Genomic DNA, 26,268 nt, shown 5'->3' on the forward strand with positions numbered 1-26,268 from the left:
ACTTAAGCACGTACCGGTGACACAAACCTGATAAATTTCCTGATACCGTTTTTTTCTTCAGACGTTCTTCATTCACTGTTGATAACGTAACTATTGTGAAAATTCTCCTCATCGAAGACGACCTGGATCTCGGCAACGGCGTACGTATTGCCCTTGCAGATCAAGGATTAGATGTAATATGGGTTCGCCGCAAAGTGGATGCGCTGCATCAACTCGATGCCTGCGTGCCGGAACTTGTGTTGCTCGACCTCGGACTGCCCGACGGCGATGGCATGAGCCTGATGGCGTACTTGCGCCAGCAGCTCAAGGGGATCCCCGTCATCATTCTGACCGCGCGAGGCACTCTGCAGGATCGCCTGTGCGGGCTGGATGCCGGTGCTGACGACTATCTCGTCAAACCTTTTGTTCTCGCCGAGTTGTTGGCCAGGGTAAGAGCACTTGCGCGACGCAGTTACGGTTTTAAGAATGAGGTGATAGAAATTCGTGGGTTATCTCTCCACGTGCCGACTCGTCGCGTGACAGTGAGCGCGCGGAATGTTGAGTTGACGGCAAGTGAATATGCGCTGCTTGAAACTTTAATGATGCGCACTGATCGCGTGCTTACACGAAGGTTTCTGGAGGAAAGGATATTCGGCGCAAAAGAAAATATGAGCAATGCACTCGATGTGCATATGGGTAATTTACGTCGCAAAATCGGCGACGGTTATGTACGAACGGTGAGGGGCATAGGGTATGTCATTGATACCGTACCGATTCAGAAAGGGGCCGGTTGATGCGAAATTTTTGGCGCCACCTGAGAACTCCAACGCTCGTACGGCGAATTATGATCGCCCAGATGTTACTGCTTACACTGCTTTGGTGTCTTTTTCTGACCTACATTTTGTGGGAGAACTTGCGTAGCCCCCCGATGCTAACGGGCAGCAATACCTACGAAACCATTCTTACATTGGTTGATCGTATGGATGATCGCCCGCAGGATCGCAACGCTGTGCTGGAAAAGTTCAGCACAGCGTTGCGGGAAGGTTATGGCGGAGGTGAAGATCCGAAACTGTCAATCAGCCTAATCGTTCGGAAGAATAAAGAGATAATTTATTCATCTGATGGCGCTCCGGCAGGGGTGACAAACACCCTGTATGGGAAAATTCAGAGCATTCAGAGTGAAGGTCGCACCTGGACTAGCCGTACTCTCAAGTCCGGGAGGTCCGATGCGGAGGTAACACTTGTCACGCCTGCCGGAGGCTGGAACTTTTTTATATACCTGAACTCGCGTGGATACTACATATTGCCGCTGCTGGTGTGCATTCCTTTTCTTTTGTTTCCCGCGTGGCTGTCAATCCGTATTGCAATGCGACCCTGGAACAAGGTGATAAATGAAATTTCCTTACGAACTTCAGAAGATCTCTCTCCCTTAAAAGAAGTGCCAAAGCACATGGAGCTTCGCCAAATGGTGGACGCTACTAATCTATTTCTTGCCAGGGTGCAAGAGAGTTCTGATAGGGAACGGGTTTTCATTGCAGATGCCGCTCACGAACTGCGTACCCCACTGGCTGCGATGCGAATCAATGTGGAGGCTTTGCAGTCCTATGTAAGCAGCAATAATCAACAGGAGTTGCTTGCAGGGATTATTCGCAGCAATAGCCGTGCAGCGCGTCTTGTCAATCAGTTGCTGCTGATGATGCACAGCGAAGTGCGCATTGACACTGTTATGGAGCCTGTGCCGCTGACAACGCTCATACAAGAGCGAATGGCTGCACTGGCACCGCTAGCGGCTGAGCGCAGGGTTGAGCTCGAATTCTACTCTGATGATGAAGTCTGGATCACAGGCGTCAGGGAACGCCTGATGTCGCTGATTGATAATTTAATTGAAAATGCCGTGAAGTACAGCCCTGAGGGCGGACGGGTTGAGGTAGATGTACGATCTATTGATAAATCTACTCAGCTACGTGTTTCAGATGCAGGGCCCGGCATTCTATTTGAATTGAGGGAGCGCGTGTTCGATAGGTTTTTTCGCGATCCCAATCAGATACAAAGCGGGAGTGGATTGGGACTTGCAATAGTCAAAGCGGTTGCGCAGCAACACAACAGCAGCGTATGCCTAAGTACGTCTGCAGAAGGTGGGCTCATGGTTACTGTTGACTTTCCAAACTACAAGTCCGCCTGAAAGAAAACATGATTTTGATACCAGCGCAGCGGAGGGCCTCTCTCTGTAAGAACAATGGAGTTGAAATTGAAATATTTGACGCTGTCTACACTATTATTTTCTATCTCAATCAGCGGGTGCGCCATAACCATCAGCGAATTAAAAAGCGGTCAATCATCTTATGACGGCAGCTTCACGAGCAAGACGAAGCCCTCCGACACCTATCGAACCTTAAGGCACATGGCAAGGCAGTGCCTGGAATATGAGGCATATTCAGGAAATCCGGTCATCGTATTAAGCGAGTTTGACGGTGAGCGCAATGAAGGTGAGATCAATCAAAAGCTCCTTGCGCAGGGACTGTTGATTAACAACACGCTAATTGAAATAGAAAGAAATGATGGGGACAAAGCCCAGGTCAGCCTATACACAACCAAGAACATCTTGAGTGTGGGAATCAGGTCGCCAAATATAAGTGATATCAAGCGCTGGGCTGACGGCGATAGAGCTTGCTAGAACGACACTCTCGTCAATACCGTGAAGCATCTCAGGCCATATGACTTAATCCCCCGTTGATTTACACACCGCGATTTAAGTAATGCCTTCATCAGTAATGAGAACAACTGCGAACGTCCGCTCCTCGCTCATTGCTGCCTGTCATTCCTGCTTAAAAAACAGGCTTAACGTAGGATATTTTCCGTTTTCCAAGCGGCCCCCTTAAAAACCGCACCCAATATACCATATATGCGTTATCCACAGAAACTGGGGATAAGTTTGTGGGGGATCGGCTTTCCTCGCGTTAAGCCGAATCAGATACAAAAGATAGAAGAGGCCCAATATGAGAAATCCAAAAGGGAAATAATTCGTGCCGGTGATCGGTCAGCCCATCCGTTTTTCTTCCGACTTCTGGAATTATCCCCAAACTCGGAAGCAAATAATCGACACCGCCCCGCACCGCGGGGCAGGGGGTTCGGGTCTAAAACACAACATGCAGTACCTATTACTGCCAAAAACCACTTCATCTTGTGCCTGATGGGCAGGGCGGGGGCGTTGCCGGAAATAGCAGAAAACGGAAGGGCGTTGTGTCACATCCAGACGGATGTATAAAAGTTGCGCGCGTTTCAGATTTTCATTAAAATGGATGTTATGAAATCTTAAACACACAGAGACGAGGCTATCATGACTACACTGAACATGACCAAACCGGCCCGTGCTCCCCGGCTCAACCCTGAGCACGTTGAAAAAGCGTTGATCCAATCGCGCATAGATAACGTCGGCAAAAAATTTGTTGCTGCACTCGATGCCGTGGATGAAAACAAATTACTGTCCTTATTAACCCTGTCCGACGATGAGTTCTGGTCGGAAGTTAAAATCATGGCCCTCACTCAGTCGCTGATTAATAACGTCAGCGAGGAAAAAGAGGAGCAGGAATATTATGCCGAAGCCCGGCTGGCATTCTTAAAAAGTCTGGAGAAATACGGCGGCGTTCATAAATCAACGGCCGTGAAAAATATACTGGGTGTGTCGGTGCCGACCGTCCACAAATATAGCAAGCAGAACAAGCTGATTGTTCTAGACTGGGGTGTTGAAAAGCTCTATCCGGTATTTCAGTTCTCGGTTGATGAAAAGAACAGTGAAAACGGCATGCTTAAAGGCGTTCCGGAATTATTGGCATGCATCACCCATAACGTGAGCAACCTGCGTAAATGCAACTTCTTTACCCGTCAGGTTGAAATGCCAGGCAGCGGTGAGAAAATCAGCGCGCTCGATATTTTGCGCCGTGGCGCCACCGATGAAGAAATGGCGCACCTGCGTATTCTGGCCGCAAACTTCGGCACGCAGAACGCGGTGTAACAAAAGCGGTGCCAGTCACCCCTGGCACTGCTTTTCCTTATTTATCCGGCGATCCGGATATTGCAATCAGCTCTCAGGATCTGCCTTGCGGTTCTCCCCCGGTGCTCATACTGACTCAGCGGTGTCACTGATGCTGTCGGCAGGATGCCATCCCCGTCTACCTTGTCTGACCAAAGAGCCAGGCACGGCTTACCGGTGTGTCTGGACAAATACTCAACGCCATCTGCATGCTGTGCCATCTCCGTTGCCAGTTCCTGCGTCAACGGATAGGTCGCCTTGGGCGCCATCAAATCGCCGACAGGCTGCCTCAGATGAGGCCCTAACCGGGTCAGATCAAACACCTTCAATGGCCGTTCTGTGGTGATTTCAGCCATGCAGTTGGTCTCAAAGTCCGAACGATCGATGAACTCTTCATCCTAGAAAAATTCACTACACGCCGTATGGGGCGAGTCGGCCAGGTACATCGGCCATTTGGATTGATCGGATACCCCGGCGGCGGCATAATGATAGCGCAACCTGGCACTGCCGGCAGGGAAAACCCTTGATATTTATAGAGTTTTGCTAGCTATAATCCAGAACACCACGATGAAGGGAGATAACAGCAATGACTGAGGCAGTACCGGATGAATTTATTGATGCCTTCGACCACTTGTGGCAGCTACCGGCGGGCATGACAGATAAAGAGATCTCGGACTCCCATGCGTTCCGGGAATTTAGGCAAACGGTTAATAGATGTTCCTATGCCCACGTCACGCTCTTTATGGAATGGCATCTGATCCGGGGATTAAAAAAACTGGGTGTGCCCTGTTTTTTCCTGCCGGTGACCCACTTGCGGCTACCGACAGGATGAAGGCGACAACGCTCTGTCATGCTGCGTTGATGAAGGAGTACGTCCAGATCACCTATCTCTGCCCGCTCGATTGCGCCGGCGACATACCGCGTATTAAGACGGCCAATGCCACCATCAAAGTCTTCAGTGAAGCAGAACTGAATGTATTGCTGAATTCTCCCGAGCATCAGCGACAATCAGGCTTCAAGGCCGCAGAGACCAATAGGTTGTCGCAATTTTGGTTCTGTCGCATTAAGGCGCGGTCAGGTAACATACTGTTTTTTTTGCAATGTTGCCTGACCATGTCCCTGATCCAAAAATCCTTTAAACGCCTTCATTATCCCACCGATATTATTGCTCAGTGCGTCCGCTGGTATCTGGCTTACTCCCTGAGCCTGCGTAATCTGGAGGAGATGATGGCTGAGCACGGTATCACCATTGACCATTCCACGCTTCACCGCTGGGTAATTCGTCTGGTGCCGCTGCTGGATAAGACCTTCCGCCGGCATAAAAGTTCGGTGGGATGTCGATGGCGAATGGATGAAACCTACATAAAAGTCAGGGGGCAGTGGAAATATCTGTACCGTGCGGTCGATACCGAAGGCAGGTCAATCGACTTTCTGCTGACGGCGAAGCGGGATGCCACAGCAGCCCTGCGCTTCTTCCGCAAGGCCATTTGCCATCACGGTACACCGGAAGTCGTCACCATCGATAAAAGTGGCGCCAACACCGCGGCACTGGCCATACTCAATGCCGGTAAACCGGATGAAGAAACCATCGCCATCAGGCAGGGTAAATACCTGAATAACGTTGTAGAGCAGGATCACCGTAACATCAAACGCCGGATAAAACTGATGCTGGGATTCAAATCGTTTCGTCGGGCACAGGCGCTCCTGGCTGGCATCGAGCTGGTCCACATGATACGCAAAGGGCAATATCAGCATCCGGACGGGGAGGGATTATCTCCGGCAGATCAGTTTTACCTGTTGGGTGCCTGAAAAACAGGCAATGCACTTTTTGACAACCCGCTGCCGTTAATGCGACAGAACCCTCCCGGGCGGCATCAAATGCTCGCTGCCGCCACGGTTACCCTGAAAACATGTTCAGCAAATCCGTCACTCCCCGACACCCAAACTTCGCGAGCGCTTTGCGCCTGTGGGTGTAAATGGTCTTTGTGCTGACGTAGTTCAGCTTTGCCTGCCAATGAACGGACACTTCGCGCAGTGATTGTTGCAGAACCCGCAGCTCTGTTGGCGTCAGCCGGCCGTCGGGTAACAGGGGGAGTCGTTCCGCTTGCCATGAGCGCGAAAAAAAGGTCTCGGGCGAGGGCATCACGGCCGCACGGTACAGGGCGGTCAACGGCTGCCGTCCCGGTGTGATACGGACAATCCCCGGTATCCCCGTTCCCATCAGGGCGGTGCGAGTCACGTCGCTGGAAAATGGACTGCACACAATCAGTTGGTGATAATGCGCTAGGCACGCCTTCCCTCCCCCCAGTTGAAGCAATAACAACAGGGCAGCCGGGGGAAAGGGCGGCAAGTGCACAATCAGACTGCGAGCGAGAGAGCGGGGCAAGGAGCACCCGGCGCGTGACGCGTGGGGGGGCAGGGCCTCGACTGAGCCGGCAACAGTGACGCCGGACAGGGTGCCTGCCATGGCGGGCTCAGAGAGCAGCATTTCCCATCCCTTGCGGGTATATGCGCAAGGGGAAACGAGTGTCACATCCCAACACCATGGCAAGGTTGAGGTCAATGATGCCGGTGTGCCGTTGCCCTGTGGGGGCACGGCCGCGCGTGCCAGGATGTTCTTCGATAATAGGCTCAACAATGCATTCCCTTATGGTTCATGTAACATGTGAATGCCGAGATGGAACAGGCCAAGCCCCCACTGGCCAGTATCATGCCCAGCCAGAGGCAATACCGGAACCAGCACGCATTGTGTCACCCGGTATTGAATGCGGCGAACAAGACGGCACGTCCCATCATGACGACAACCCCACCCAACGGCAGGCTCATGACCGGCAATCCCGCAATTCTGCTCCATATCGCCCCGCCCCCCACGAATAACCCAGTCGTGATGACATCCTCCATGGCATATCTGCCACATAAAAATCGCCGCCACGCACCGTGTCTCTCAGGCGCGTGAACCACAGGGGTGCCGGGAAATAGCCACAGGCCAGCGGTCAGGGAGACAAGCAGCCATAACCACGACACGACATAGGAGCAGATTAACCCCTAGACCAGTTTTCAACCGTTGGGGTGGATCAGTTTTGCACCGTTGGTAACATTTATCCGTGAATGTGGACAGAACTCTGGACTGTTTTGGTGTCTCCCCGGAGCTACCGGTCAGTTATAGTTAATGGTAAACATTACCTGTCCATCCGCTTTTCCCGGTATAACAACATTTTCAACCTGATAGTATCGTGCAGCCAGAGGGATTCTGATTGTCTGTGAACCGTCTGCCGGTGGCGTGATTTCCTGCGCCCCGGCTAAATTCCATGGTACAGCGGAACTGGTGTCGCCAAACCCCAGCTGAATGCCGATACCGGATGCGGAGGATGGAGACGATTCGTTTATTTTGATCAATCCCTGTTCCGCATTAATGACACCGGTATTTGCGGTCAGCGTGACCAGCAGCTTATTAGGTGTTCCTCCCCCTGAAGGGGGGGCTTCGTTCAGAGATGATTGACCACCATGCAGCCCATAGTAGCCAATAAAACGAGGGCAATTAGTCAACATAATGGATGCGTCTTTCCACGGTGTTACAGACCCTTTACCTTTAAACGTACCGCGCAACTCATATTCGCCTAATGGTACAGTCGTATCCTGTGTTTCACAGGTCGACGTTGTGACAGTAACGCTTCCGGTAAACGACAGTGTTTGTAAATCCATCGGCAACCCGGTATAACCGGGGGTTTCTACTCCTCTGAATTTTATTATGGGTAATGCGCTTCCCTGTATCTGCGAACCAGATGTGACATTACCCGTTTTTATCAATGCAATGTCATAGCGTAGTCCGCTGTTCATATGTATTGAGCCATTTTTCGCACCCTGAGTAATGTTAAACGGCCTGGATGCAGTAAATGTATTATTCCCTACAAGTAATGCGATACCCACTCCATCAACATTTGTCGGGTAGATATCTCCATTAAACGGCATACCGGTCACACTGAAGGGTGGACCCGATGGTTCCGTTGCGGCAATACTGGTGGCTTTAATCTCCCATGGTTCTGATCCTGAATCACAACCGAAATCAGGGCCATAATTCGTTTCTAAATGTGTACGGTAAAGCACCGTACCAACGGGTAAGTCACTACCGGCATAAATACTGGCGTGCAATGGAACAGAAATACTAAAAGGATTATTAACAAAGCAAGCAACGTCAGCCCTGAGCAGCGTTGAATATCCCATCAGTGTCGTAATCAGGACCATTCCCTGAATTACAGATTTTTTTATCCAGTTAGTCATATTTACACTTATTTATTAAAGGTACAGGTTGCTCTCACCGAAATCAGTTTATTACTTTCAGTTTGTAACTGACTGAGTGAATAAGGAATGGTACATTGTTCATTGCTGCTCTGCCCCCAATGAACATGCAGAATGTCTTGTTCTTTATCCACTCGTGCATAGATCTCCCCTCCCTGGCCGACAATACCAACATTACTGCCGCTGGTATCCAGCACTTCCGCCCCAAACGGAATCACCAGGTCCCGGTTGTCAAGACTCAGGAGCAATGGATAGCCTTTCCGTGTCGCAAAAGTCAGTTTCACTACGGAGCCTGCATGAGGCGCCACACGCTGGCTGGTATTTTCCAGTTCAACATTCGGTGAAATTCCTTTTGGATCCAGTGCCACTTCATTCATTTCATAGGGGTTCAGATATGGCACTGCGGCATGACCAAAGTTGTCAATTTTCACCCCTGTGTAATTCCCGACCGTAGCACCGCTGGCACCCTCCGCTTCGACCAGCGCAAATGTGTCGCTGGTATATGGTGTCAAGACCAGACCATCTGACCAGGCTAACAGGGTTCCGCTGGCACCAGCTGAAGCACTGTTGTAATTTTTCCCCTTACTGACTGACGCACTGAGATTACTGTATGGTGTTCTGTACTGACCATTCAGGGTACCGCTGTTACCTGTACCGTTTCCATATCGGGTGGCGGTAGCGCCATAGCTGAACTGATGTTCTTTACCCCCTGTACCGGAAAGGCCCAGTTGCTGACCATAATTCCCCTGACCGTCACGGCTTAATCCTGCCGTCAGGTTAGGCGTATTGGCCATCCCCACACCGCCCAGAGGCATGCTCAGGTTGAACATGAACGTAGTCTCTTTCTTACTGCTTCCGTTACGGGTGCGTCCGGCATTAAATCCGAAAGCGACCGAATGGAAATTGTTGCTGTAACCGAGCTGGTATTGCAGGTCTGAATGTGAGCTTTTATTCCAGTAATCCTGCGTATACCCCGTCATGTATAACTGACCATACCCATCAGTAAGTCCCTGATTCAGCGTGGTGGTGAACCGGTTTTTGGGCCGGTAGATATTTTGTACACTTCTTCCATTTTCAACTTCGTCCTGCATCAGTATTGCAGTACGGTAATCCAGATAACCTGAGGTCGAATAACGGTAGGCCGCAATGGAAACATTACTTCTGGTTTGCGGCACAAACTTACTGTAACTCACCCGGTAGCTCTGTCCGGACAGATTGTTGTCCCCTGATACCGGGCCATTAAAATGCGTACGGGAGTGGCTGGCATCAACAGCCAGTGCTCCAAAGGGGGTATTAATCCCGGTTCCCAGCAGGATGGAATAATAGTCAGCGTTGCTGCTCTGGAATCCGCCATAGCCGGTAAATGTATTGGTCAGCCCCCGCTGATAAGTCAGCTGGTAAAGCCCACGCCGCCTTGCGGCGCGGCTGTCACTGGATTCACCGACCACCACATCGTAATGATGGGTTCCCGGACGCAGCAACTGAGCCACAGAGGCATAAGGCACGCTGAAGCGTTGAACTGAACCGTCAGCTTCCGTTACCGTCACCTCCAGCTCACCACCATAGCCGTTAGGGTAAAGGTCATCGATTATAAATGGACCGGGTGGTACAGTGGTTTCCCGGATAATCTGTCCGTTTTGACGGATGGTCACTTTAGCATTCGTATGGGCTATACCCCGGACTTCCGGCGCATAACCGCGTTCTGACTGCGGCAGCATACGCTCTTCATCACGCAGTTCCACACCACGAAATGCCAGAGTGTCGAAGACGCTACCACTGGTGTTATTTTCACCAGCAAGAAAACGTCCCCGGATAAGCGGCAGATCGCGCTGTACATAAGCATTGGTCCGTTGGTATGAACTGCCGCTCTCCTGCATCCAGTTGTAATTACCGTTATGCCGCAGTTTCCATGCTCCCAGATTAAGTCCGGCATTCAGCCCCACATGAGCCGAATCATAACGTTTACCGTGCGAAGACATGGTGTAATAATTACTCTGATATCCCAGCATGAAAGCGGATACGCCCTCATCCCAGTATTCCTGGCTGACATAACCGTCGTTGCTGTTACGCAGATAAGCCTGTGGTATGGTCAGGTACAGGTTTTGAGTGCCCGAATCATAATTAATATCAACTTCGGGAAGCAGTTTTTTCACATCCAGACAACTGTCACCAGTCTGTCTCATATCAGCGACTGAACTGGCCGGTAACTGTTTTTCATTCAGATTGATTTTACGCAAGGATGCCGGCGTCATGTACAGAGTGATGTTATCGTGTTCATCTTCTTTGAACGTAACATTGGTATATCCCATGCTCAGGTCGTTGATGAAAATCTGCACTTTGTAATTTCCAGGCAGAGCAGAAGCCTTTTTTTCAAAGCGTTTTAGGTCTGTTTTTTTCGCTGCACCCGGACTTAAAAATATGGGGTCAAATGTCACTGCTTCTGGTGAAGACTCTTTGGCATCAGATACATGAAAATCGCCATCTGTCGCAAATACATAACCTGGAACAACTGTTAAAGCTGGAAAAAGCAATACAGTAAGTATGTTACATCTAAAAGAGGAGGGAGTTTTCATTATTCATTTCACAAATTATTTTTTTGGTTTATCTTTCGATTTTTTTAACGGCTCCCCAGTCATTGATATACTGATAAATCATTTTCTCTCCGGCAGTGAAGTGTCCCTTCTTGTTTTTAAACGTGAGTCGACCAAATGGGATGAGCATTTCTTCTGGTGACTCTGTTTTACCGTGTGCAGATTGTACGCCGAGCAACGTAATAAAATAAGGGGATGAATTAACCGCGACCAGTTTTCCTCCACTTACCTGCCATTGTATACCTTCTGCTGCAGAGGTCATATCATCTTTCAGAGACGCTGGCCGGTAAAATAACTTAATTCGTGACCGGAATGCTACTTGTAATTTATTATCACCAGCGCCATTCATTTTAGTGGGAGGGATTTCCAGAACATTCAGCCAGAATACACTTTCCCGGTCATCCGGAAGACGAGGCATCCCTGTATAAGAAATGCGCAACGTCTGGCCTTTATGTGGATCCACACGGTTCATTGGAGGCGTTATCAAAAAAGGAACGCGAATATCATCAGGAGTGGCATTAACATTCCCGCTATCAATCCATGTCTGAATGAGGACAGGTCCATTACCTTTATTGTTCAGTTTTACAGTGATTTCTTTCTCGTCAGCCGGATAAATTACACGTGTTCCGGTAATAACAACATTGGCCATAACCTGAGATGTGCACAGCAATAACATACACAAAAATATTTTTCGCATAAAACAAATAGCCAGTTTAATTTTTCGCCATTCAATATGGTCTGACACAATCATGCCAGACCATTGTAATTTATTTGTACTGCAGGTTGTATACAACACTGGAACTTACAGCGCCAGCAGTCGCTTGATTTTCTGCATAATATTCAACAGAGTAAGGTAACACTACATTTTCGCCAGTCTTAATTTCAGAAAAGGCATTTCTTGTCGCCTGATTCTGGTTACCAGCAAAAATGGCATTACCATTAGTACCATCGCGTAATTGCAGAGAAACGTTAGAGGCACCATCGCTTTTAGTTTGCTTCAGACGCCCGGTATTATTATCGACAGTTGCGCCTGTCTGAAAGAAAGCCGAAACGGTGTTTGCCCCATGTTCACTCACAGTACAATCGGTCAGGTTCATATTGAAATTGGTACGTCCCGAAGTCTTCCCTGCACTTCCCAGCTCAGAGGTTGATACCGTCGGCAATACTATTGTGGCATTCGATCCCTGACCGTCGACATTTACATTACAGGTTGTATCCGTTACTTTACCATTAAAAGTAATCGTACCGGTTGATGCTGCATTGACGAAACCGGACCCCAGGCCCAGCACGGCCATTATTGAAATGGTGATTAGTTTTTTCTGCATTGAGTTAGAACTTGAAATCATAATTAATCTTTTCCCAGTAAAAAATGTTTTTATTAATTAATACAATCAACTGAAAGGTAATTTTAACTTTTAAAATATCACCCGTTAATTTAAATGCTATACTAAAAACCCACTTATAGTCATCACTATATTAAGAAACAATCTCAAAATAGAGCTTAGCAAGTGTACATAAACATAAAAATAAAACATCCGTTATTTTGGAAAACTTGCCTTTCCAAAAAGGAAAGAAAAAAGTATTTTTCTGGACTTCCCCACCTCGGTATGACCCTGACCAAAAATCCTGCTCCATTCAGAAACAGAATTCCGGCATGATAATGACTCCCCTGAACGGAGGGGCTCTGTCGCACTAAGGTTGTGCCGGATAACATGCTGTTTTTTATGATGGTACCTGCCCATACCTTTGATCCGAAAAGCCTTCCAGCAACTGCATTATCCCGTTGATATTATCGACCAGTGTGTTCGCTGGTACCTCGCTTATGCCCTGAGTCTGCGTAATCTGGAAGAAATGATGGCGGAGCGTGGTATCATCGTTGACCATTCCACGCTGCATCGCTGGGTCATCCGCCTGGTGCCGTTACTGGATAAGGCATTTCGCCGACATAAATGTGCCGTGGGGCGCCGCTGGCGCATGGACGAAACCTACATCAACGTCAAAGGGCAGTGGAAATACCTATACCGCGCCGTTGACAGCGCGGGACAGACCATCGATTTTCTGCTGACCGCCAAACGGGATACGGCAGCGGCCCTACGCTTCTTTCGCAAGGCTATCCGTCACCATGGCGAACCTGAAGTGGTGACGATCGATAAAAGCGGCGCCAATACCGCCGCCCTGACCACGTTCAATGCCGACAACCCCGAGGAGGAAAGCATCACCGTCAGGCAAAGCAAGTATCTGAACAACCTGATTGAGCAAGATCACCGTCATATCAAACGTCGGATACGACAGATGCTGGGATTCAAATCGTTTCGCCGAGCACAGACGCTGCTGATTGGCATAGAGCTGCTCAACATGATACGTAAAGGGCAATATCAACATCCGCAAAGTGATGGATTGTCACCAGCAGAACAATTTTATCTGTTGGCTGCCTAAAAAAACGGCAGCGCGATTTTTGCTGACATACTGTCGTTAATGCGACGGAGCCCCCTGACGCTCATCACGCAGTTGTTTGACCCATTTTGTCATCGTGGAAAGACCAACATCCATAGCCTTAGCTGCGTCAGAGACGGTGTAATTTTGGTCGACAACCAGCTGAGCGGATTCGCGTTTGAATTCAGGACTGAAATTTCTTCTTTTCATTGGAGCACCTGTGTTGTTCTGAGGTGAGCATATCACCTCTGTTCAGGTGGCCAAATTCAGTAAACCACTACACTAAGCGAGGTTCTGGTTTTCAAATTGTTTTGGGCTGAGACCACCACAGTCACTGTGGTAACGCCAGCGATTGTAATCGCACTCAATATAGTTAAACAGTGCCACTTCATCTACCCCTAGTGAGAGAAAATGAGGTGCAGCCCAAAAGCGGTAAACATAACGCCAGCCATTTTATTTATCTTACTGGTCCATTTCCGGTAGCCCAACTTCACGCGCGGGAGCGAAAACACGGTTGCTACCAGGAAAAACCAGAAGAAGGAGATGAGTACCATCATTACCAGCAGGATCCAGCGAGCTTGATAAGGAATATCATCACCAGTAAATAAAGAAAATACGGAACCAAAATACACAAAGACTTTTGGGTTCGACAAATTAGTCAGCAGCCCCCGGAAGAAAACGTGCCTCCCTCGGAAGTAACTATCGCTCGGCCCTGCTCCAGATGTAGCCTCCTGTCTGGCTGCTTGCCTCATCATCTGCAACCCTGTCCAGCACAGAAAAGCCCCGCCAGAAATCTGGATGATCTGCTGCAGCCAAGCCATCCTGTGCAGTAGTACTGTAAGGCCGGTTAGCGCAATAAACGCCCAGATGGCAACACCCGCTGTTATCCCAAACACGGCCGCAAGTGCGGCTTGCCGGTTGCGGGCTGCCGATGTTGATGAAACATAGAGAAAATCGGGACCGGGCATCATAGAGGCCAGCAGATGAATGCCTCCAACGGTGATAAAAAGTGTTAGCACTGTCATTCCCGTATATGAGTGAGATAGTCCATTCTACCGGTTTGACGCGTAGTGTTCACCGGTATTTTGGTCGTGGTAGCGGAAGTTCAACGTGGCACCGCCGGCATAGTGCGCCAGCCGGGAGCCCGCTATCGGCGGCTTTTTCAGATAACGACCTAGGTATTTCACAGTATTTTTGCCGCCCGCGGTCTTTTTTGACATGTACACATACCAGTAATCGCCGCCCGCGGTCAGTCCAGTCCAATCTTAAGGTTGGGTGGTCAACAGATAGTGGACCACGGCGGCATACTCTTTGGCATAACCGTCAACGCTTTGGCTCGCCATACCGGCATTGTCGATTTTGTACTTGCCGGATACATAAAATGAAGGCGTTGCACGCACGTCCAGCGCCTTGACTGCCTCATTCTGTTCGGCAATCATGCCCTTCACCAGCAGGCTGTGACGCGCATTTTCATAGGTAACAGCATCCACACCGGCAGCTGCAAACACCCGCTGGATATCTTCGTCACTGTTGATGGCGCGCTTCTTCTGCAGCTCGTCGAACAGCATGCTTTCTATTTTGTCCTCAATGCCCATCACCATCGCCACCGACCAGGCTTCGGTCAGCTCATTACCCAGTTTTCCCATCAGGCCAACGTGGTATTTGGTCAGTTTAGTGCCCGCAGGCAATGCTTGGCTGATGGTGCTGCCCACATGGTAGGTATCGGCAAACTGATAGCAGGGACCGCAATAGAAAGAGAAAAACTCCACCACCGCAGGAGCAGAGGCCACCGGTTTATCTAGGCGAGTATATTGTTCGCCCGCGCGGTAATCCGCCGCCACAGCGACAGCGGGAAGCAATAACGCCAGTAATGCACCGGCAAGCAGTAGATTAACTTTAGCCAACTTAAATACTCCAATTCAGATGAGAACATTTCCCTAACGCCGGTGTTTATTGGACTGACCCCACGACAGTAGACAAATTCTGTCCTCACGACGAGGCCTGTTCGAAGACCTCCGGACTGACGCCGCCGAGGTGACTGTGGCGCCGGGACCGGTTATAGAAGACTTCAATGTAATCGAAGATATCGGCCCAGGCCAGATCCCGGGTTTTGTATATTCTCTTTCTGATGCGTTCTTTTTTCAGCGAACTGAAGAACGATTCGGCCACCGCATTGACGCTCCTATGTCAACATCCCAATGGAGCGCTTCTTCAGGAGTCTGAAGAACGAGTGGGTGCCAGTGACGGGTTATGTAAGCTTCAGCGATGCAGCCCACGCAATAACGGACTATATCGTTGGATATTACAGCGCACTAAGACCGCACGAATATAACAGTGGGTTGCCACCAAACGAATCGGAAAACCGATACTGGAAAAACTCTAACACGGTGGCCAGTTTTTGTTGACCACTTCATAGGGCTGTGTCCACATTACGTGGGTAGGATCGCTCATCCAGCCGCAGCCGCTACCAGTCCACCTGCGATAGCAAATGAAATAATCACGGCAACAGCAACAACCACTACAGTAGTACCACCGGCAACCGCAGCCCCTGTCTTTGTTTTAGATATTTCCGATTTCTCCAGTGAACTCAACTGGTTCAGGGGAAGGGTGATGTTATTGGTGCCGTTTATACTCTGCGGACTGACGCTGGCCACCGTCAGTTCTCCTTTCTCGCCCGTTTTCAGTTGATATTTTATTTTATCCCCGACATATAGCGGTGGTTCGGTGAGATAATAATAACTTTCGCCAAGGGGATGCTGCTTTAAGCTCACATTTTGATAGGAGTGACATCCGTTCAGTATCAGAGGGGTTGCGAGAATAAGACCTGTAAGTAAAGATTTGCGTTTCATAAATGCCCTACGTTGCAATAAGGTTATTAATCCGTTGCCGGGACGGTGCCTCTTAGGCGCTAAAAACAAATAAGGAAATCACTATCCCGGACCTATTTTTTCAAGCTGACTCAGGTAGGTTGAGCAACCAAACAACACGGGAATAGCGAGTTGCGGTACAGTTTCTATTGCGGTTAATTTTTTCATACACGTTAACGGGAACAGTAGACGCGGGCTTCACGCGGCGTATAAATACCAAAGGTAATAACATCGAGCAGTCCATTAACAAAAGTAACCTGAGATTCAGTACGAACCACCTTGTCGGCTCCCCCGCATACAGCGGCAGCATCGATGGTTTTCTTCTGGCCGATACCGGAAACGAAGAAGTGATGGGTTACAGTTCTGTCCGGCATTCCGGCAGGTTCATTTTTCAGGGTGAACGCCTGCTGTGCGCAACCACTCACCATCATGGTTAGCAATACTGCGATGTGGTATTTTTTCATCTATTCTCCGATTGTGTTAGACCTAAACACTGATAAAGTATTACATATAATTACACAAGTAACATAAATATTAAGAAAACTACGTTAGTATGTGTGATCTCTCCCCGCGCCGTAACAGCAAAGCCGAACCGGACTGCGCTTAAGATAACTTTTAACAAATTACTGTTTCGTTTTATTTCCATTTATGTGTTTCTCTTTCATGGCGAGTATATTTGTACGTTCAAAAAAACAGCACCCAGCGGTCGCCGGTCCGGCTCCTTACGGGAGCATGCCAAGAGGACCGAAGTGTGATTGACAGAACGAACCATCTGATTAGCGACTGGCTGATTTATATCCGGGTAGTGGAGTGCCAGAGCTTTTCAGCCGCCGCACAGTATCTGAACCGTAGCGTGTCGGCTGTCAGCAAGTCGGTGTCAAAACTGGAAAACACCTTAAACACCCAGCTGATCAGCCGGAATGCTAGGAATTTTGAGATGACCCCGGCCGGGGAGGCAACCTACGAGAAAGCCCTGGAGATGTACCGGGCTTATCGGGATTTGGTCGCGAAACTGCAGGCATCTTCCGGTCAGATACAGGGAACGTTGAGGCTTTCCGCTCCGACCGTGCTGAGTGACTGCATCATTCCCGGCTGGATAATGGCCTACACGGACAGTCATCCGATGGCGGTCATCAATCTTCAGTCACGGGAGGGAAGCAGCTTTTCCAGCAACTCGCAGGAGTTTGACGACCTGGTAATAAAAAGCGGCTACATAGACAGTTCCGACCTAGTGCATAAAAAAATCAACCCGGTCCCTCTCGGGATTTATGCGTCCCCGGACTATCTGTCCTGCCGTCAGATCGTTCATCCGGACGAACTGGTAAACTGCAGTATACTCAAACTGCAGCATCCGTCGCTGGCCGGGCCGTTAACGTTCACGGGAAAGGACGGCGACAATGTTCATGTCGCTGAAACCCGCCCGGTTTTTACGTCCAATAATGTTAGCAGCCTCGTTCAGATGGCCACGCAAGGTAGAGGGATCTGCCTGGCTGTACCTGCGTGGACTGTCAGGCAGCACCTTGAAGACGGACGCCTCCAGACTGTGCTGCCGGACTGGTCTCTTCCTGCGCTGCCCTCCTATCTGGTCTGGCGCTACCGAAGTAATTATTCCCTGCTGTTCAGGGACTTCATTACCTTTGTTGAACAGCAGTGGAATGATTTATTCAGCAACTAACGTGGTGCTGTTGCGCCGTAGGTCCATTGACCATCAGGCGTTCATTTCGTTATGGGGGCGTTGGTGACAGTTGGTCGAGAACCCGACCATGGCGCTGGCGCTGCACACCCACACGCTGGCCGTGAAGGTGTTCGGTTCGCGCTACGCCGGATCGCTGCTCAAAACGGCTCTGTAGCATTAAGGTTGTGTCGGATAACATGCTGTTTTTTATGATGATACTTGCCCATGCCTTTGATCCGAAAAGCCTTCCAGCGGCTGCATTATCCCGTTGATATTATCGACCAGTGTGTTCGCTGGTACCTCGCTTATGCCCTGAGTCTGCGTAATCTGGAAGAAATGATGGCGGAGCGTGGTATCATCGTTGACCATTCCACGCTGCATCGCTGGGTCATCCGCCTGGTGCCGTTACTGGATAAGGCATTTCGCCGACATAAATGTGCCGTGGGGCGCCGCTGGCGCATGGACGAAACCTACATCAACGTCAAAGGGCAGTGGAAATACCTATACCGCGCCGTTGACAGCGCGGGACAGACCATCGATTTTCTGCTGACCGCCAAACGGGATACGGCAGCGGCCCTACGCTTCTTTCGCAAGGCTATCCGTCACCATGGCGAACGTAGCGCCCCTGCGGGGCGAGCACGGCTGCTTTGCAGCCTCAACCGTCTTTAAGCCCCAGCTTCACATCAACGCCGATGCCACCTGACGGCCCGGCAGCTCGCACGGTGGCGCATACCCCACCGCCGCGTTGACACCCGCATAAAATGAGCACGCCTGTGGCGTGAGCCGGCTGGTGCCGACGCACTTTTCCTGCCCGATAACGCCCTGTAGACTCTGCACCATGTATATTCCGCGACCCGCAAAGCTGCTGTTCCAGCATGACGACGGCTGGAGCCGCTATCTCGACAAACACGGTGACACCCTTAGCGACTGGACCAAACTCGCCGTCGAGCGCATGCTCGCCTGCGGCACTTGTGCCATGGGTGTTCGCCGCTACTGCTGTGCCTCACCGGATTGCACCCATGCCCGCTTTTTCTGCCAGAGCTGCAAGTCCAAGGCCTGCAGCAGTTGTGGCCTCAAGGCCACCGAGCAGTGGATCGCCGAACAGCAGCACATTCTGCCCGACTGCGACTGGCAACACATCACCTTCACCATGCCGCACCTGCTGTGGCCGTTCTTCAATAACAACTGGCTCCTGCTCAATGATCTGTTTCGCTGCGCCACCCGCGCCATGCTCCGCTGGGCGCGCCAACAGGGGATCGAAGTCGGTATCTTCTGTGCGCTCCATACCTACGGCCGGCAGCTCAATCAGCACCCGCATATCCACGTCTCCGTCACCCGCGGCGGCCTCGACATCAAACACGGCACCTGGCGGCAGCTGTTCTTCAAAAAGAAAGAGGTAGAGCAAATCTGGCGCAACGCCGTGGTTTACCTGCTGCGCGACAACTACGCCCAAATCAACCCTGGAGGCCTGCCGGGCCTCGGTCATATCCGTAATGAAGATCGGTGGCACCGTTATCTGCATGCGCAATATCGCCGCGCCTGGAAAGTGCATTTTGCCAAAAAGACGCGCGGTGCCTGGCGCAGCGTGAAATACCTCGGCCGGTACCTGAAGCGCCCGCCGGTGGCCGCTTCTCAGCTGCGCCACTACCGCGGCGGTGCCGTGGTCCATCAGTATTACGATCACCGCACGCAGCAACACAAACGCCAGAAAATCAGCCAGGAGGAGATGCTGCAGCGTTACGTCAGCCATATCCCGGCCCGACACTTTAAAATGGTGCGCTACTACGGCTTTCTGGCCAACCGCAAGCGCGGCTCGCTGCTGCCGAAGGTCTACGACGCGCTGGCGATGACGGTACGGGAAAAACCGAAACGGCCCGGGTTCGCAGTACTTATGAAGGGCTTCCTGGGCACCGATCCGTACCAGTGTATCTTGTGCAAAGGCCGATTGCGTTTTGCCGGCGCTATGGCGGGTGAACACGCTACAAAAATGCTCTCTGACCGGCTGCAGCGGATGGCGAAAAAACGATGGCTTCAGAGCCCAGCTCTGGATTAGTGCGCCTGAAAAATGGGTTTTGGTTTAAAAACTCAGCAAAGTTGGCATTTTTACGCATTACCTCGCGATAGGTCGCACCACATGTTGATCCTCATTGCCACCGTTCATGGTTAGGAAACTCAAAAAGGGTCGATTGAGTTTCCTAACCATGAACGTAGCGCCCCTGCGGTGCGAGCACGGCAGCGTTGCTGCCTCAACCGTCTTTAAGCCCCAGCCTCACACCAACACGGTGCCTCAAATTAAATGCTGTATATGATTCATTTGTTGATGAAGGATCCGTATTACCAGAATATCCGTGTGCTCTATTTTATAGAAAATAGAGTGTTTTTGAAATTCGATCCGCCTGACATCAGGGATAGTAGGGTAATATCTCCCCAAACTTGGCATATCTGCGACTGAATTCAAAAACGCCTCCAGTGTTTCGGTGTAAGCATCAGCTTGCCTTTCTCCAAAACGCTGGAAGGTATAATCATAAATGGTGGAAAAATCCTCAACCGCTAGTTTTGTGAGTTTATACACGAAGTTTTTGCTTCCTCTGGGCTGCAATATCCTTTAATGATAAAGGGCTTACCCCACTATCCAACCCAGCAGTAACAGCTTGCCTTACAACCTCATCATGGGTTTCTTGTTGCTCCAACAGCCGTAATGCTGAACGCATAACTTCGCTTGTTGAGCCATAACGACCGCTGTTGACCAGTCGGTTAATAAAAACCTCAAGTTGCTCCCCGAGGGTAACACTGGTTGTTCTCGCCATAATAAGGCTCTCCTGTGTTGTATATCAACACAACTGTAAGCTAAGTGATTATGCCCGTCAAATAACATTTATCGCTGGGGATTTATGCGCGTCAGCGCATGAAGGCGACAGCTGCGGGGCAAGAGAACGCCATCAGGTGAGGGTCGCCGGTGACGCGGCGCAGCCGCCCAGGTCTGATAGGTATCACCTATCCCATCCCTCGCCCTGTAAGACCAGTTCCGCTAAACGCGACGTATATATCTGTGTGCGCCGTCGGAGTGGTCACAGCAAGGCGAAGCCGCAGCTGTGGCGTATCTCCGCGTTAGCGGGCCGTTAGGGCCGCTTACGGGCGTGTATTCGGAACATTCAGCAATACTTCCGATAGCGATTAAGTAGCTAGTTACAACATCCATCATTAATAGCGACACTGTTCCCCGGCCGGCGGCCGGGGGGCGGCGGCGCTTTTCAGTGGTGGGGAGAAAGTAGAAATAATTTGATTGGGGTTCTACGCCGGAACCGCCGAAATTTCCGGCCCGTGATCTTCAGAGGTTCTAAGAGGAAATCCGCCAAAAATTCCCGCATGCTAATTCAGCAATTAATCGTCCACATCGGAGCAAAGCATCCAGCTGCTTCCACCGAAAAGTATGTTACCCACGACCTGCTCCCAAGTTTCTGTTTCTGCCAGTTTCTCTTTCACTGACAAGAAATCGGCATGACTCAGTATGATCTCACCCTGTTCATCGGGTGATTCAAGTATATAGCCGTCGGCCAGCACTGATTTCTCCTGTCGGGGACTCCGCGCCGCTCGCCGGTAAAAGCTTTTAATGCACCCACCGTTTCGCAGGGTCGATAAAATTGTATTTTCGGGTATACGCATCACTAATCCTGCTTATGACGAGAAAGGGTCCGGTAAACTGTTGGCCTAGATACTGCGAATAACTCAGCCAGATCGTTGATCGAGTACTGCCCGGTTTCACGCATCCTGCACAGTTCTTTTTGTTGTTTATCAGATAGCTTGGGTTGTTTTCCCCGCAGTTTTCCTTTCGTCCGGGCAATGGCCATACCTTCGCGAGTGCGCAGACGTATCAGATCTGGGGTTCTAAGCGGGAACCCGCCAAAATTTTGTCACGAAGGAGATAATTGCTCAAGAAAGCAGGAAAGAAATTGGTTTTTAACTAAATGGAAAATGTAAAATCTCATCACTCTATAGCCATGGGTATTTAAGGCTATCAGCATAATTAATTAGACTTTTTTGAGTAACCCCGCTCTAGATTCTAATCATCAGCTTCGTCTAAATATGTAAATCTTGTTTATGAATTGTTGTTGCAATGATGGAAAAACATACTATAAATGTAAATTGTCTATGCTATGCCGTTTGTACGATTGCTAACGCATAGGCGTGATGGATCAGCAAAGAGTTCACTTTTACTAGTTGAAATACCAGTAGTTCTGAGAAGTTAGATGTGGATCAATAATCTCATTAACTAAATAGAAAATAAGGATATATTCATGGAAAAAGTTAACATCAAAATGCACCCGCGTTTACAGGCAGCAGCACCGATGAATTTGGCCAAGGTCATTGGCGGATTTGACTCGGCCAAGTCACTGCACCCACGTTTGCAAGCGGCCGCTCCTATGAACCTGGCTAAAGTGATCGGTGGTTTTGATTCTACCAAGGCGTTGCATCCGCGTTTACAGGCAGCTGCGCCAATGAATCTGGCCAAGGTCATCGGAGGGTTTGATTCCACCAAAGCCTTGCACCCGCGTTTGCAGGCGGCAGCCCCTATGAACCTGGCTAAGGTTATCGGTGGCTTCTAGTTAAATATTCCATGCCTCAATCTTGTATTGAGGCATTTTTTAAAAGGATTTTTCATGAGCACAATCTCTGTCATTGGCAGTGGCATGCTGGGTGTCAATCAAATCACCACAGAAGGTTTTTCCGTCATTCAGAATGCCGATAGAGTTTTCTGGATCGGAGACATTGCTGGTCTGAACGAATATCTTTACCATCATGAAATATATCATGAGGACCTATCGCATTTGTATGAAGATGGCGGAGTCGATGTTGACAATTATGCCAGTATTATCCAATACATGACAAATGCGCTTTCTGAGTGTGAACATGTCGGCCTTATTGTTCCTGGTCACCCGAGAGTCGGCGTGACGATCGTTCAATTACTGCAAAAATCATCTCAGGATGGGAGTTTTTCTTTTCATTGTTATCCTGGTATTTCGAGCTTCGACGCGATGATTAATGATATTGGCATTGACCCATTGGAAGAAGGTGTCAGTGTACTCGATGTAAATCGGCTGATCATCTATGATTACGCAATGGAACCCTGTATCAATTACTTTATCTATCATGTCTGCTCTATTGGTAATTCCAATACGGATTACTCATCACCGCAGACATCAAATAAAGTCACCTATTTGAAGTCGAAATTATTAAAACATTACCCCGCTAATACCACTATATTCTTGTTGAGTGCATCAACCGAAAAAGGACAATCTTCGGATAAGTTACAAGGTGATATTTCTGATATAGAGGCATTACTTTCAAAAGTCACTTACCGCCACACGCTTTACATCCCAGGCTCTTTACCCACCAAGGAGAGGGTAAACTTCGAGTTTTTGAAAGAAATTAATATTTCTTAGCAGGAGGGCTAAATGTCAATACTTTCCTATAGCGGAAATGATATGCTGAATGATTACTACTCATGCAGCGAGGGATCTGCATTCCACAGAGACATCAGCGAAAAGTGGCCTTCAATTTGCGCACAAGTTCGCGATCACGCCACTCACGAGAAATATCATTTTACTCTACTCCGAAAGCAGGTCTCAAAGGTTGATATAGGTAACGGGTCATTTAACTGGGTGCATGCTGAGGCTGGAGAGGCAATGGCATTGCTGATGGGGATCTCAGATGTCGGCAGTATTCCGGTATGTGAAAATAGATTGGCATTCCTCAATGACGGCATAAATAGATTTCTATCGTTATATGAGAGTGAAATGGAATTCATCACTGATTTCATTTCCACTTTGGTATGGTTAACTCCTAAAAATACAACCGCCAATAATGGAAATGCATCATTTTACGAGCTTCCACATATTACCTTTATTTCCGATGCCACCCTCTTCTTTGTTCCACCGTACCATCAGCTTCCAAGAGAGTTCGGGATACTTGGATTTGTCGAAAATCTTTATCACGAAGCACTCCATCATCAGGTACACGCGTTCAACGCATTTCATGACCAGCAATATTGCCATGGAAGCCATGGAGCGGCGCTGATTAATTTCCCGCAGCGACAAGACCGGACTTTCAGTTATACTCAAGCGTTCAATGCCTGTTACGTCTATGGTGAAATTGTTAAATATCGACGTAAAGTGGCTCAGCACCTTTCTGAGACATATCGACCAGAAGAATTGATATGGATAAATGAAGCAGTAAGTACTGCAAAAATGATGCGATTTAATCTGGCCGCACGGTTATATCACGTCAGGGACACCTTCTTACCTCCATGGAAATCACTCATCGAAGAATGGAAGTTTGAAAATGAGACGGATAAATATTTCAATTCGGAGAAATCATTATGAGTAATATAGTCGAAGGGGAAGGCTATCTGATTTTTGACGATTTTTTGAGTAACGATGAACTCTTCGCCCTTCAGTTATATATGCAATTTGAGAGTTACTATCTCGTTCATTCTCAGGGGTGGTCAAAATCATGGAGGATGACCGATGGCGAGCCTTTGGTTAGTGTCAGTTATTTTTACTCATTGCTGACAGAAAAAACCACCCTGGATGATAATGTCATTACGGCTGGCATTCATATTTTAAGTAAAAAAATCAGCATAATAACATCACGCCTGCGTAATTTTCTTGGGGAAGACTGGAATGCATTTTCACTCACAACGTTCCTGTATCCAGCAGGTAGCGGGCTGGGCTGGCATGAAGACGATGCCCAATATAAAGGGGCATACATATTTTATGCGCACCCCGAATGGAAACCTAATTGGGGTGGGGAGCTTTGCGTCATCAACACACCTGTTAACTCCAGTGCAGGACTGTCCGAACAAACCTACAATGCTTCTGAAGAGGTTTTACGCATGTCAGGGATAACCGGGGGGGCAGTCGGACCGGAATTTGGATGGACCATCCGTGAACGCAGTATCAATGACTCTGGGGTCGGGACATTTATTTATCCAAAACCCAATCGACTTGTGATCATAAAACCAAATTATTCACACTGCATCAAGAAGGTTGATGCCAGTGCCGGGGACAATATGCGTTGTTCCGTTGCTGGTTTTTTTCATAAAAGCTGAAGCTACGGCCGGTAATCAATACCGGCCGTTTTAATGTCATCAAGACTGACGTTTTACATGCAAAATCAGCAGAGAAGACAGCAATAACCCTGTCATAGAACAAATGACAAGTGCCAGCGGACTGCCTACTTTATCAGCCAGTATGCCCGCCGAGATACTGATCACTGCACCGATAATAATTTGTTTTCTGTAGCTGCTGGCAGAGGCGGCTGCTACCTGATCGTTGTCAAAGTTCGTCAGCAAACTGTACCAGCCAAGGCTATAGATAATATTGGAAAATACATGGGCAGAAAAAACCAGTAGTAATGACACACTCAAGAAGGGTGTCAGCGGAACGAACAAATAGCACACAATAAACGCCGTCATGCACGCAATAATAAACAGTGATGACTGATTCTTGTAACGCTCTTCCTTGACCAAAAATGGCCCAAGAAGTTGTCCCAGACTGCGGGCGAACAATAAAAACAGTAGTGTTTCTTTTTGGTCATTATTGCTGTGGACCAATGTGGGCAGGAGCGACATGGCCGGAGCTCCAGTCATTGCCAGTGCCGGCAATAAATAGAGGCTAGCACGTTGTTTTGATGACAACCTTTTAGGCAACCCTTGTGCGTAAACATTCTGTTCTGCATAATTCGCCAGCTTTGGCAGTGAAAATATAAATGTAATGGCTATGATGTAGCTGAGCAGATTTGCTAACAAATAGGTATTGCTCTGAACGGTACCATAAAGGAATACGCCAACACCTATGCCAAATAAAACCTGGCAAGCAAACACCAGCGTGTCGATAACCGCACCGGCACCAATATCTTCTGGAGCAAGCTTAGCTTTGGTATAATGATTAATGGCAGGAATGGTGATCCCCGCAGATACCGACGAGGCAACGCCAGCAAGCTGCAGGATGGTCACAGAACCATGAACCAATCCGTACCAGGGAATAATCAAACCCAGTGCGCCAATGCATTCAGCGATCATGAAGCAATATTTTGCTTCAATACGTGCAAGCAGATATTTTCCTGCAATACTCCCGAAAAAACCCGGAGATGTTGACAAAATAAACGCCAAGGCAAAGGAAGACGGCGCCGCGTTCAATCTGGCTAGCTCGCCAAAAACCATAATGAACGTCAATCCAGAACCTACGGAACTGCAAATTAGCGCCAACACGAGTATCCTTAACCAAAGATACTTACGCATTGAGCGTAACAATATCAAAAACATAGTCACCTCAAGACCATTAAACGATTAATTGAATTGATTCCCCTCCATGTGATGTCAATTACATCGTCTCGTTC

The 26,268-nt window shown here is 49.0% G+C and carries 27 protein-coding genes and 7 pseudogenes; 15 read left to right on the forward strand and 19 right to left on the reverse strand.

Features of this window, described 5'->3' with window-relative positions; genetic code table 11:
- The first annotated feature begins 95 nt into the window (after positions 1 to 95).
- The 4 genes from TAN611_RS07145 to TAN611_RS07160 all read left to right on the forward strand — a co-directional run bounded on the left by TAN611_RS07145 (position 96) and on the right by TAN611_RS07160 (position 3,991).
- The gene (locus tag TAN611_RS07145) at positions 96 to 773 is read left to right on the forward strand and encodes a response regulator transcription factor (RefSeq protein WP_105230938.1); all 678 of its coding nucleotides are present in this window, start codon (positions 96 to 98) and stop codon (positions 771 to 773) included.
- A complete protein-coding gene (locus TAN611_RS07150; protein WP_020439779.1) occupies positions 773 to 2,161 on the forward strand; it encodes a HAMP domain-containing sensor histidine kinase in 1,389 nt (462 codons plus the stop codon). The genes TAN611_RS07145 and TAN611_RS07150 overlap by 1 nt, the downstream gene beginning before the upstream one ends.
- Before the next feature lie 54 nt (positions 2,162 to 2,215).
- Complete coding sequence (locus tag TAN611_RS07155) at positions 2,216 to 2,653, forward strand: hypothetical protein (RefSeq protein WP_004958564.1); 438 nt, start codon at positions 2,216 to 2,218, stop codon at positions 2,651 to 2,653.
- A 663-nt stretch (positions 2,654 to 3,316) separates the two neighbouring features.
- On the forward strand, positions 3,317 to 3,991 hold the full coding sequence (locus TAN611_RS07160; protein ID WP_105230939.1) for a hypothetical protein: 675 nt from the start codon (positions 3,317 to 3,319) through the stop codon (positions 3,989 to 3,991).
- A gap of 41 nt (positions 3,992 to 4,032) precedes the next feature.
- Here the strand turns inward: TAN611_RS07160 and TAN611_RS07165 are convergent, their stop codons facing one another.
- The gene (locus TAN611_RS07165; protein WP_105230940.1) at positions 4,033 to 4,365 is read right to left on the reverse strand and encodes an RES domain-containing protein; all 333 of its coding nucleotides are present in this window, start codon (positions 4,363 to 4,365) and stop codon (positions 4,033 to 4,035) included.
- Between the two features lie 230 nt (positions 4,366 to 4,595).
- Here TAN611_RS07165 and TAN611_RS07170 point away from each other — a divergent pair, with 230 nt between their 5' ends.
- Together TAN611_RS07170 and TAN611_RS07175 are read left to right on the forward strand one after the other, a co-directional pair.
- Positions 4,596 to 4,841, forward strand: coding sequence for a hypothetical protein (locus TAN611_RS07170; protein ID WP_105230941.1), 246 nt, complete (start codon positions 4,596 to 4,598; stop codon positions 4,839 to 4,841).
- A gap of 281 nt (positions 4,842 to 5,122) precedes the next feature.
- On the forward strand, positions 5,123 to 5,818 hold the full coding sequence (locus TAN611_RS07175) for an IS6 family transposase (protein ID WP_105230943.1): 696 nt from the start codon (positions 5,123 to 5,125) through the stop codon (positions 5,816 to 5,818).
- A 1,347-nt stretch (positions 5,819 to 7,165) separates the two neighbouring features.
- Here the strand turns inward: TAN611_RS07175 and TAN611_RS07180 are convergent.
- From TAN611_RS07180 to TAN611_RS07195, 4 genes are read right to left on the reverse strand one after another with little or no spacing between them, the layout of a single operon-like run.
- Positions 7,166 to 8,287, reverse strand: a complete 1,122-nt coding sequence (locus tag TAN611_RS07180) for a fimbrial protein (RefSeq protein ID WP_158684802.1) — start codon at positions 8,285 to 8,287, stop codon at positions 7,166 to 7,168.
- Between the two features lie 8 nt (positions 8,288 to 8,295).
- Positions 8,296 to 10,878, reverse strand: coding sequence for a fimbria/pilus outer membrane usher protein (locus tag TAN611_RS07185; RefSeq protein ID WP_105230945.1), 2,583 nt, complete (start codon positions 10,876 to 10,878; stop codon positions 8,296 to 8,298).
- A gap of 28 nt (positions 10,879 to 10,906) precedes the next feature.
- A complete protein-coding gene (locus tag TAN611_RS07190; protein ID WP_234008642.1) occupies positions 10,907 to 11,641 on the reverse strand; it encodes a molecular chaperone in 735 nt (244 codons plus the stop codon).
- Positions 11,642 to 11,663: 22 nt separating this feature from the next.
- A complete protein-coding gene (locus TAN611_RS07195; RefSeq protein WP_105230946.1) occupies positions 11,664 to 12,221 on the reverse strand; it encodes a fimbrial protein in 558 nt (185 codons plus the stop codon).
- A 415-nt stretch (positions 12,222 to 12,636) separates the two neighbouring features.
- On the opposite strand from TAN611_RS07195, the gene TAN611_RS07200 reads away from it, so the two are divergent.
- Positions 12,637 to 13,332: an IS6 family transposase gene (locus TAN611_RS07200; protein WP_105230947.1), complete on the forward strand. Its 696-nt coding sequence runs from the start codon at positions 12,637 to 12,639 to the stop codon at positions 13,330 to 13,332.
- Positions 13,333 to 13,383: 51 nt separating this feature from the next.
- On the opposite strand, the pseudogene TAN611_RS07205 reads toward TAN611_RS07200, so the two are convergent.
- From TAN611_RS07205 to TAN611_RS07230, 6 genes and pseudogenes are all read right to left on the reverse strand, one after another.
- A pseudogene (locus TAN611_RS07205) lies at positions 13,384 to 13,539 on the reverse strand (transposase); the annotation flags it as partial.
- Between the two features lie 72 nt (positions 13,540 to 13,611).
- Positions 13,612 to 13,710 (reverse strand): annotated as a pseudogene (locus tag TAN611_RS07210) (IS3 family transposase); the annotation flags it as partial.
- A gap of 17 nt (positions 13,711 to 13,727) precedes the next feature.
- The gene (locus TAN611_RS07215) at positions 13,728 to 14,348 is read right to left on the reverse strand and encodes a LysE family transporter (protein WP_203067451.1); all 621 of its coding nucleotides are present in this window, start codon (positions 14,346 to 14,348) and stop codon (positions 13,728 to 13,730) included.
- A 54-nt stretch (positions 14,349 to 14,402) separates the two neighbouring features.
- Positions 14,403 to 14,582: pseudogene (locus tag TAN611_RS07220) on the reverse strand (transposase); the annotation flags it as partial.
- Between the two features lie 12 nt (positions 14,583 to 14,594).
- Entirely contained in the window at positions 14,595 to 15,233 is a 639-nt protein-coding gene (locus TAN611_RS07225) for a DsbA family protein (protein ID WP_203067452.1), read from the reverse strand.
- Between the two features lie 85 nt (positions 15,234 to 15,318).
- A pseudogene (locus TAN611_RS07230) lies at positions 15,319 to 15,504 on the reverse strand (IS3 family transposase); the annotation flags it as partial.
- Positions 15,505 to 15,518: 14 nt separating this feature from the next.
- Between TAN611_RS07230 and TAN611_RS07235 the strand changes: the two are divergent.
- Positions 15,519 to 15,734, forward strand: a pseudogene (locus tag TAN611_RS07235) (integrase core domain-containing protein); the annotation flags it as partial.
- A 42-nt stretch (positions 15,735 to 15,776) separates the two neighbouring features.
- On the opposite strand, the gene TAN611_RS07240 reads toward TAN611_RS07235, so the two are convergent.
- Together TAN611_RS07240 and TAN611_RS07245 are read right to left on the reverse strand one after the other, a co-directional pair.
- Positions 15,777 to 16,178 carry a hypothetical protein gene (locus TAN611_RS07240; protein ID WP_105230948.1) on the reverse strand — a complete coding sequence of 134 codons (402 nt, stop codon included), beginning with the start codon at positions 16,176 to 16,178 and terminating at the stop codon, positions 15,777 to 15,779.
- 191 nt (positions 16,179 to 16,369) lie between these two features.
- Positions 16,370 to 16,660 (reverse strand): Bor family protein, encoded by a 291-nt coding sequence (locus TAN611_RS07245; protein ID WP_105230949.1) that lies wholly within the window; start codon positions 16,658 to 16,660, stop codon positions 16,370 to 16,372.
- A gap of 287 nt (positions 16,661 to 16,947) precedes the next feature.
- On the opposite strand from TAN611_RS07245, the gene TAN611_RS07250 reads away from it, so the two are divergent.
- Both TAN611_RS07250 and TAN611_RS07255 read left to right on the forward strand, forming a co-directional pair.
- Positions 16,948 to 17,871: a substrate binding domain-containing protein gene (locus tag TAN611_RS07250; protein WP_158684803.1), complete on the forward strand. Its 924-nt coding sequence runs from the start codon at positions 16,948 to 16,950 to the stop codon at positions 17,869 to 17,871.
- A gap of 225 nt (positions 17,872 to 18,096) precedes the next feature.
- Positions 18,097 to 18,486: pseudogene (locus TAN611_RS07255) on the forward strand (IS6 family transposase); the annotation flags it as partial.
- A gap of 63 nt (positions 18,487 to 18,549) precedes the next feature.
- On the opposite strand, the gene TAN611_RS07260 reads toward TAN611_RS07255, so the two are convergent.
- The gene (locus tag TAN611_RS07260) at positions 18,550 to 18,711 is read right to left on the reverse strand and encodes a hypothetical protein (protein ID WP_158684804.1); all 162 of its coding nucleotides are present in this window, start codon (positions 18,709 to 18,711) and stop codon (positions 18,550 to 18,552) included.
- Here TAN611_RS07260 and TAN611_RS07265 point away from each other — a divergent pair.
- Positions 18,710 to 19,924 (forward strand): IS91 family transposase, encoded by a 1,215-nt coding sequence (locus TAN611_RS07265; RefSeq protein ID WP_105230951.1) that lies wholly within the window; start codon positions 18,710 to 18,712, stop codon positions 19,922 to 19,924. The genes TAN611_RS07260 and TAN611_RS07265 overlap by 2 nt on opposite strands.
- Before the next feature lie 234 nt (positions 19,925 to 20,158).
- Here TAN611_RS07265 and TAN611_RS07270 read toward each other — a convergent pair whose 3' ends face one another.
- The 4 genes and pseudogenes from TAN611_RS07270 to TAN611_RS07285 all read right to left on the reverse strand — a co-directional run.
- Complete coding sequence (locus TAN611_RS07270; RefSeq protein WP_105230952.1) at positions 20,159 to 20,443, reverse strand: type II toxin-antitoxin system RelE/ParE family toxin; 285 nt, start codon at positions 20,441 to 20,443, stop codon at positions 20,159 to 20,161.
- Complete coding sequence (locus TAN611_RS07275) at positions 20,436 to 20,678, reverse strand: type II toxin-antitoxin system ParD family antitoxin (protein WP_105230953.1); 243 nt, start codon at positions 20,676 to 20,678, stop codon at positions 20,436 to 20,438. The genes TAN611_RS07270 and TAN611_RS07275 overlap by 8 nt, the downstream gene beginning before the upstream one ends.
- A 574-nt stretch (positions 20,679 to 21,252) precedes the next feature.
- Positions 21,253 to 21,534, reverse strand: a complete 282-nt coding sequence (locus TAN611_RS07280) for a cytoplasmic protein (protein WP_105230954.1) — start codon at positions 21,532 to 21,534, stop codon at positions 21,253 to 21,255.
- Positions 21,535 to 21,536: 2 nt separating this feature from the next.
- Positions 21,537 to 21,749 (reverse strand): annotated as a pseudogene (locus TAN611_RS07285) (helix-turn-helix domain-containing protein); the annotation flags it as partial.
- A gap of 417 nt (positions 21,750 to 22,166) precedes the next feature.
- Here TAN611_RS07285 and TAN611_RS07290 point away from each other — a divergent pair.
- From TAN611_RS07290 to TAN611_RS07305, 4 genes are read left to right on the forward strand one after another with little or no spacing between them, the layout of a single operon-like run.
- Complete coding sequence (locus tag TAN611_RS07290) at positions 22,167 to 22,475, forward strand: hypothetical protein (protein WP_105230956.1); 309 nt, start codon at positions 22,167 to 22,169, stop codon at positions 22,473 to 22,475.
- A 54-nt stretch (positions 22,476 to 22,529) separates the two neighbouring features.
- Positions 22,530 to 23,312, forward strand: coding sequence for an SAM-dependent methyltransferase (locus TAN611_RS07295; protein ID WP_105230957.1), 783 nt, complete (start codon positions 22,530 to 22,532; stop codon positions 23,310 to 23,312).
- A gap of 12 nt (positions 23,313 to 23,324) precedes the next feature.
- The gene (locus tag TAN611_RS07300; RefSeq protein WP_105230958.1) at positions 23,325 to 24,251 is read left to right on the forward strand and encodes a hypothetical protein; all 927 of its coding nucleotides are present in this window, start codon (positions 23,325 to 23,327) and stop codon (positions 24,249 to 24,251) included.
- Complete coding sequence (locus tag TAN611_RS07305; RefSeq protein WP_105230959.1) at positions 24,248 to 24,979, forward strand: 2OG-Fe(II) oxygenase; 732 nt, start codon at positions 24,248 to 24,250, stop codon at positions 24,977 to 24,979. Before TAN611_RS07300 ends, TAN611_RS07305 begins: the two co-directional genes overlap by 4 nt.
- Positions 24,980 to 25,018: 39 nt before the next feature.
- Here the strand turns inward: TAN611_RS07305 and TAN611_RS07310 are convergent, their stop codons facing one another.
- Positions 25,019 to 26,140 carry a hypothetical protein gene (locus TAN611_RS07310; RefSeq protein WP_158684805.1) on the reverse strand — a complete coding sequence of 374 codons (1,122 nt, stop codon included), beginning with the start codon at positions 26,138 to 26,140 and terminating at the stop codon, positions 25,019 to 25,021.
- Between the last annotated feature and the right edge of the window lie 128 nt (positions 26,141 to 26,268).

Origin of the sequence: Serratia sp. Tan611 (assembly GCF_905188235.1) — a bacterium.
GTDB classification, from domain to species: Bacteria; Pseudomonadota; Gammaproteobacteria; order Enterobacterales; family Enterobacteriaceae; genus Serratia_B; species Serratia_B rhizosphaerae.